We start from the raw sequence: 7,453 nt of genomic DNA on the forward strand, positions 1-7,453 counted from the left end.
TTTTCTGGATGAGGAACGAATACAGGAAATAAAGAGGGTAAAAACGGCGTCTTAAAGGGGTTGGTCGTGCGTAGCGCGCGACGGTGTGCCGCCTTTGACCTTGTGTAGCTTTGGTGGGCGTTCAGCCCGCCATTGCGCAACCAGTGCAGCGAAGAAAGGGCGTCCAGCCCTTGCGTAGCAGCACTTGCCGTTGTGTTGACGGTCACTGACCGGCAACGCTGAGCGCTTGCGCTCAAGTCTTTAGTGCCCGCTGCTTTCGCCCTGCGAGGTCGCCCCTACCTATGGGGCGACTACGCAGGGCGAAAGAAGGGGGCGAATCATAGCGAGGATGATGGATCAAAATGCACAAATTATTAAACGCACTCAACAGTATGGCGTTAAATGTCAGTGATGCGCTTATATGGACTAAAAGCTATTGTGTTGTGTTGGCAATTATCGCGGGCTTGCTTTTGCCTTTTATGTTTAATCTCACACAACAGGAAAGGCAGGATGCTCCTGTATGGCGAAAGTTTCTTAATCTATTTACGTTGTGTTGTTTTATTTTTGGTAGCATTTCACCTTTAACGTTTTACTTGTTGGGTTATTTGCTTCCTAATTTGCAGAATAAGGAAATAACAAGTTTTTTGCTCTGGTCTATGCTGATTGTCTGCACTCTAATAGGTTTTTTTATTCATCTTTGCCTGAGAAGGTTTATTGAGCCGGAAATACAGAATATTAAACATAAAGCTATTAAAAAAACTAAATTAGAACGTGATGTAAGAACTGATGTCAGGAAAATTAAAGACTTGTTGCCTGTGACTATCAAATACGATCCTCTGCAATATATTGACTTGTCAAAAGGTGTTTTTATAGGGCTTAACGATGCTGAAAAGCCTCAATATATACCGCTTGAGGATTGGCAAAAACAGCACGCCGACATAATAGGCACTACAGGTGCTGGTAAAGGTGTGGCGACAGCAATATTACTTTATCAAAGCATAATTGCAGATGAAGGGGTTTTTGTTCTTGATCCAAAGGATGATGAATGGGCGCCCCATTTGTACAGGGAGGCATGCCGTGCGGCTGGCAAACCATTTGCCTTAATTGATCTAAGGTCTAAAAAATACCAGGTGGATTTATTAGAAGGCACTAACTCTGAAACTCTTGAAGAATTATTGAACGCTGGGTTTTCACTTGCTGAAAAGGGAGAGGGTGCAGACTTTTATAGACTTGGCGATAGAAGAGCATCAAGGCATGTTTCTGAGCTTTATGAGAGTGGCATGACGCTAAGAGATTTGTTCAATACTGAATATATAAGGAGTATTCAGGAGGATGTTGCAAATTTTCATGCCAAGATGGAAGAGATTTCATTACTCAATTCAGTGAATGCGCGAGGTGGCTTATCATTAAAAGACACTTTTGATAACGGTGGCTGCGTTTACATTATAGGATCTATGCGCAATCCAAAAATCATCTCAGCACAGAGGATGATATTGGTGAGGCTTTTACAGATAGCAGAGGCGAGGGATAGAATAAAAAGTAAGCCTCGGCCAATAGCTATTTTTCTCGACGAGCTAAAATATCATCTTTCCCGTCCAGCATTAGAAGGCCTGGGAGCTGCGCGTGATAAAGGTGTTCATATAATTATGGCTCACCAATCTTTAGGTGATTTGGAAGACTGCCCTGCCGACTTAAAACCCAAAGCTGTGATTGGCGCAGTAGTAGAAAACACAAAATTTAAACTTGTGTACAGGGTACAAGATCCGGCTACTGCAAAATGGGTTGCTGAAATGAGCGGCTCTATTTTAGTTGATGATGAATCTAGAAAAGTAAAAACCAATGCTGTTTTGGTAGAGTCTGTCGAAGGAGACAGGATGATAAAACAGTCAGAAAGATTTTATGTGGATACAAACATGCTTTTGAATCTGCCGGATTTTGTTAGCTTCATTTTTACTAACAAACATCTTCCCCGCGCATCAATGATTTCGCCTATTAAAGTTTCTAAAAGAGCACTTGTTATTTTTGAGGCTGATGAGAAAAAACAGACCGAAATTACACCGGTAATAAATTTTTCCGAAACACCTCCTTTAGTGCCTTTAGATGAAAATCCTGTTCAAGAGGTTGAAGACGATAACCAGAAAAATCGTGATGACTCTGATGATGATTTTGCGGCTTTTAAGCTAACGGAAGAAGACGACGTGTTTTTTAAGGTAGATAGCTGATGAATGAACAACTGATAAGTGATTACAAAACAAGAAAAGACCGGAGTCATGAAAAGATAAGACTTTTTCTGGAGTTTCTAAAAGAGGAAACATATACCGACAGAAAAAACATCATGCGGCTCTTTTCTTTCAAGGACACTAAATCTTTTTATTCATTGACTAATAAAATGGTCAATATGGGGCTTATCCAAAAGTATGTGTTTACCAGCCTTCTCGGTGAGTTACCGCTGTGGGGAATAACCCGTGAAGGGTTGTCGATGGTTATCAGACCAGAGGATGAAACCGTTCCTCCGTGGTTTGAACCAAGTAAAATTAAAGGGTGGGGGCTTGAGCACCACCTTTTCAATCAAAATGTCAGGCTTATCCTTGAGGAAAAATCTGCAACAGAGTGGATCAATGGCGACAGGCGAACATTTCTTACTCGGTTTCCAAAAGTTAAGCATCGGCCTGATGGTTTGATAAAGCTGAAAAATGGAACAGTTGTTGCCATTGAAACAGAGAGATATCTAAAAACCCCCGCTCGATATACGCAAATCATGATTAGTCATTTAATGGCGAGAACTGCGCAAAACTGGTTTAGTGTCATTTACGTTTTACCGGATGAGCAGAAAAAGCTACTTCTTAAGAAGTATTTCGATGCAATAAAAGTTTTAAGCGTCAATAGCTCAAAGGTAACTGTAGAGCAGAAGCACAGAGATATATTCAATTTTTACACGCTGGCAGAACTCGAAGCCGCTGATTTTTGATTATTAATTTTACTTCAAAGCCGGTCTTAGACCGGCTTTTTCAATTGAGGACTTTTATATGAGACTTTTCATTGCTGAGAAGAAAGGTTTAGGTGAAGTTATCGCGCAGGCACTAGGCAACGGCGTTAATCGTGGTGGCTATATTGAGTGTGGAAATGACGTTGTTACTTGGGGATCGGGGCACCTCTTGGAACTGGTGCCCCCTGAAAGCCACAACCCCGATTATGCTAAATGGAATGTAGCGCATTTGCCGTTACAGCTTCGCCCTCATCGTTACCAGCCCATTGCCCGAACCGCTAATCAATTCAAAACCGTTGTATCACTGATGCAGAAAGCTACAGAGATTATCCATGCAGGCGATCCAGATGCAGAAGGCCAGCTTCTGATTGACGAAATTCTCACTTATACCGGAAATAAAAAACCAGTTAAGCGTGTTCTGATTAACGACCTGAATACCGAAAAAGCAAAACGGGCCTTGGCTAACCTGCGTGACAACAGCGAATTTTATGGGCTTTCGCAAAGTGCTCTCGCAAGAAGCGTTGCTGATCAACTTTATGGGTTCAACATGACTCGCGGTTATACACTGGCGGCACAGAAGAAAGGATTTAGCGGAGTGCTTTCAGTTGGCCGCGTTCAGACTGTAATCCTTGGCCTGATTGTTCGGCGTTATGAGGCGTTTAAAAACCATGCAGAGGCTTACTACTACCAGGTAAGCGCAGGAGTTGAAATTGAAGGAGGCAATATACCTGCTCGTTTCATTGTTCCTGACGATGCGCCAGTTGATGACAAAAAGAGAATTACCGATAAAAACTATGCTGCTGTTGTAGCTGAGACTGCTACCGGCAAAGCAGCCACGGTAAGCCTGGTCAAAGTTGAAGATAAAACGACACCGGCACCGCTGCCCTTCTCTCTTCTTGATCTCCAAGTAAAGATGAACCGTGAAAATGGACTGAGTGCCGAAACTACCTTAGCTGTAACTCAGTCGCTGCGTGATAATCATAAAGCGATCACCTACAACCGGTCTGATTGCCGCTATCTTTCAACAGAACAGTTCAACGATGCGCCTAAAACGCTTCAGGCGATTTGTAGCGTCCTCAATAATCGGTTCTCTGCCGATGTTGTTTCCTCACTTGATAGCAGCCTTAAAAGCCGCGCCTTCAATGACAATAAGGTTACTGCTCACACAGCAATTATCCCTACTGACACATGCCCCGACATTGCAAAAATGAGCCGTGATGAGCTAACGGTTTATACGGCTATTGCAAAGCAGTATCTGTGCCAGTTTCTGCCAGAAAAAAAATGGAAACAGGCGACGGTAGATTTTGGCATTGCCGGGTACGCATTCAGGGCAAGTGCGCGTATGACAACCTTTCCTGGATGGACTTCACTTGTTGAAGAAACAAAGGAAATTGAAGTCATAAATACCGATGATGCGGATGATGAATCCGATATTTTGTTTAACCGTTTATCGTCTCTTCAACAATCCGATACTGGACATTGTGACGCTGTAACGGTTTCGCCTAAGAAAACAAAGCCGCAGCCGCTCTATACCATTGCGTCATTGCTCGAAGATTTACAGCGTGTAGCGCGATACGTCAAAGATCCCCGTATTAAGGCGCTGCTGATAAGTCGGGATAAAAATGCAGCGGAAGGCGAAAATGGTGGAATAGGAACGCCAGCTACACGAGGAAGTATGTTTGAAACGCTCGAAAAGCGGGGATATTACACGATAGAAAAGAACAAACTCATTCCCACTGAGCTGGGGATCAGCTTTATTGCCGCCCTTCCCCCTATCGCCTATGAACCAGACATGACAGCACTTTGGCATGAGCAGCAGCAGCAGATTGAAAAAGGGCAACTAACATGTGCTGCTTTCCTGGATGAGCTGGAGTTGTTTATAGCTGACCAGCTTAAAAACATCGATGTAAGTAACCTGGCGGCTCTTGTGACCAGTACTCAATCCGGTGCGCAAGCTGACAACCGGCGCGAACGTCTCGACGTTCCCTGCCCTGCCTGTGGTCGGGAAATTATTGTTACCCCTAAAACATTCAGTTGTAGCGGATGTGCTTTCAAAATATGGATAACGTTAGCAGGTAAAGCACTTACCAAAACGCAGGTTCAAACATTGATTAAGAAAGGAAAAAGTAGCGAGATTAAAGGATTCACTAGCACTAAAACGGGCAAAACTTTTTCTGCATTTGTTTGCCTGGCTGACAAAAAGACGGGCAAGCTGTCTTTTGAGTTTCCACCACGTTAACCCGCCATAAAAAAGCCGCTAATAAACTGCTTAGCGGCTCCTCAAGGGCTTACTACCGCCCTCGCCTATCTCGGTTGCTCAACGCCGACACCGACAGCCAAACGAGTTTGGCTGCCTCTCGCCGTTCTGCTCTTACTAAAATCCAATACTCCGGCATTCATGCGCGACTAGGGTACTCATCAACCCTGTTAGACCTTCTGCAAAATGCGGCTTGGCTTCAAGCAGCTTTTCATACTCATCTACGGATCGGTACATGATGGCTTTGAGCGTAGGTTGTTTCTCTACCTTGTTGCGCCCTTCGTTGGCAAGCGTACTGGGTGTACTGTAATATACTTTTGACATTAATCGGTTCTCTCTCAAATTGGGGTCGATTGTTGTTAATAGCGGTGAGGTTGCAGCCTCACCGCGCCTTAATAATAGTGTGTATATTTACACACTATTTATTAACTGGTGGTCTTCCTGCTTTGGGGCTGGTCTTGCGTATTTCATCAAACAAAGTCTGACGCGCTTCTTTAGGCATATCATCAAGCGCTACTAATGCAGCCCTGAATACGTCAGCGCGACTAATCGCGCCCTCTTGTTGAAACTCCGTTGTCTTCACTAAATCTTCATGTGTCACTGTCAGGTTTATACGTGTCACTGCTGATGCTGTTGCTGGCTTATGCGTGGCGGTACTAATGAAATGACGCAGCGTTGTCTTTTCTGTTGTTTCGTTAGTGGTAATTTTCTTGGGTAGCTTTGCCATGAAATAGCCCGTATATATCGTGTGTAATAATACACATTATTATCTTAGATAGCCTTTGGTGCAAGCTATATATGGTGTGTAATAATACTTACTAAATTAGTCCGATCTCATTTAGCAAGCATTCTATTTCTCCCCGTCCTTTATTGCCGCTTTTGTCCTGATACTCATGTACTCCTTGGCCTGCGTTATATGCCTGCTTGTAGGATTTGCGTGAATAAAGGCGCTGGCGGGTTACTGGCAGCCAATCGGGATCATCATTTAGTAACTGCCGAAGCTCTGAGGCATCCTGATCGCGGGGGTCTGTTGAACAGCGGTTAAGCACTATCCAGGGCTGCATTGTAGGGTTTAAGGCTGACTGTGCTGTTTTAACGTCATTGACCATCTGTGACAGCGTGTTGATTTCTACCTGAGCGCCGGGTTCAATAAAGGAAAGCAAAGTGTCGGCGCATGTTAAAGCCTTACGAAACTCCGCAGATTTTTTTCCAGGTGTATCTAGCAATACGAAATCAAAGCGACCGGCTAATTTACGGGCGCGTTCTGGAATGTCCGTATAGCACTCAAAATAATCAACGTCCGGCGTTATGCCTTGATCACGACGTTCTGCTAACCAGTCTTTGATACTGTTCTGATCGTCACACTCCAGCACGGCACATTTTTTTCCTGCCCGCAGTAGATAGGCAAGAATGGAAACTAACATTGTTGATTTCCCGACGCCGCCCTTATGACTTCCAAAAACGATAATCTTACCCATATATGCCTCTCCTTAATGGTGTGTAACAATACACATCTTTTACACTGAGTTTAATGATAAGGTAGGGGAGGTGTCAACAAATAGTGTGTATTAATACACAATATAAACGCTTATATCCGTGCGTTTATAGCTAGCGTGAAGAGGTTCATTTGAAAACTGGCTAAAAGAAGGGTTTCGGGATAAAAATGGCGTGAAACTGAAAAGGGATTTTTGTTAACAAATTAGCAACATGTAGAAGGGGGGTTTTAGGCAATCAAAAGCTATGGTTTTAAGCGTTTCACCAGTTTTATTGCCTGAGTGGTGATCGGCTAGGGCGGTTAATGACCATTATGTTAAAAAGGGCTAAAAATAGCCCTTTTATCCTATTCGTACATTTCAAAATGCTCTGATCGGCAATCAGTACACAGCAATCCTTCATAATAGCCTTCATCGTCAAGGGCTGTTACCAGCTCCTGACCTTGCATCTGGACACTACAATCATTGTGATGGCCGCCTAAGTCCTCAACGCCGTCACAGGGGATTGTCATGTATGGGTCAACTACATAGCGCTGTGGTGCGGTTAATGTCGCATAACCCTTATCAGCGCCTCGCTTAGCTATTCCTTCGGCCTTATCGTCCTTATCAAACACACCTTTCACCAGTAGTCGTTTCAGCACTTCATCTTCAATAGCCATAAGTTTTAGCTCCAGAGCGGAAGGCTAATTTAAATGCGTTATCAAAAACGCTTCTACGCTGTGAATCATGCCTGACACA

At 43.8% G+C, this 7,453-nt stretch carries 6 protein-coding genes; 3 read left to right on the top strand and 3 right to left on the bottom strand.

Annotated features, from left to right (window positions below):
* The first annotated feature begins 341 nt into the window (after positions 1 to 341).
* From CAPGI0001_RS04625 to CAPGI0001_RS04635, 3 genes are read left to right on the top strand one after another with little or no spacing between them, the layout of a single operon-like run.
* On the top strand, positions 342 to 2,201 hold the full coding sequence (locus tag CAPGI0001_RS04625; protein ID WP_155813439.1) for a type IV secretory system conjugative DNA transfer family protein: 1,860 nt from the start codon (positions 342 to 344) through the stop codon (positions 2,199 to 2,201).
* Positions 2,201 to 2,947 carry a MobC family replication-relaxation protein gene (gene mobC, locus CAPGI0001_RS04630; RefSeq protein WP_002667245.1) on the top strand — a complete coding sequence of 249 codons (747 nt, stop codon included), beginning with the start codon at positions 2,201 to 2,203 and terminating at the stop codon, positions 2,945 to 2,947. Before CAPGI0001_RS04625 ends, mobC begins: the two co-directional genes overlap by 1 nt.
* 58 nt (positions 2,948 to 3,005) lie before the next feature.
* Positions 3,006 to 5,204 carry a type IA DNA topoisomerase gene (locus CAPGI0001_RS04635; RefSeq protein ID WP_002667236.1) on the top strand — a complete coding sequence of 733 codons (2,199 nt, stop codon included), beginning with the start codon at positions 3,006 to 3,008 and terminating at the stop codon, positions 5,202 to 5,204.
* Between the two features lie 436 nt (positions 5,205 to 5,640).
* Here CAPGI0001_RS04635 and CAPGI0001_RS04645 read toward each other — a convergent pair whose 3' ends face one another.
* The 3 genes from CAPGI0001_RS04645 to CAPGI0001_RS04655 form a co-directional block, all read right to left on the bottom strand.
* A complete protein-coding gene (locus tag CAPGI0001_RS04645) occupies positions 5,641 to 5,949 on the bottom strand; it encodes a hypothetical protein (RefSeq protein ID WP_040359678.1) in 309 nt (102 codons plus the stop codon).
* A 91-nt stretch (positions 5,950 to 6,040) separates the two neighbouring features.
* A complete protein-coding gene (locus CAPGI0001_RS04650) occupies positions 6,041 to 6,700 on the bottom strand; it encodes a ParA family protein (RefSeq protein ID WP_002667247.1) in 660 nt (219 codons plus the stop codon).
* 362 nt (positions 6,701 to 7,062) lie between these two features.
* On the bottom strand, positions 7,063 to 7,374 hold the full coding sequence (locus CAPGI0001_RS04655) for a hypothetical protein (protein WP_050769229.1): 312 nt from the start codon (positions 7,372 to 7,374) through the stop codon (positions 7,063 to 7,065).
* Positions 7,375 to 7,453: the final 79 nt, after the last annotated feature.

Origin of the sequence: Capnocytophaga gingivalis ATCC 33624 (genome assembly GCF_000174755.1) — a bacterium.
Lineage (GTDB): Bacteria > Bacteroidota > Bacteroidia > Flavobacteriales > Flavobacteriaceae > Capnocytophaga > Capnocytophaga gingivalis.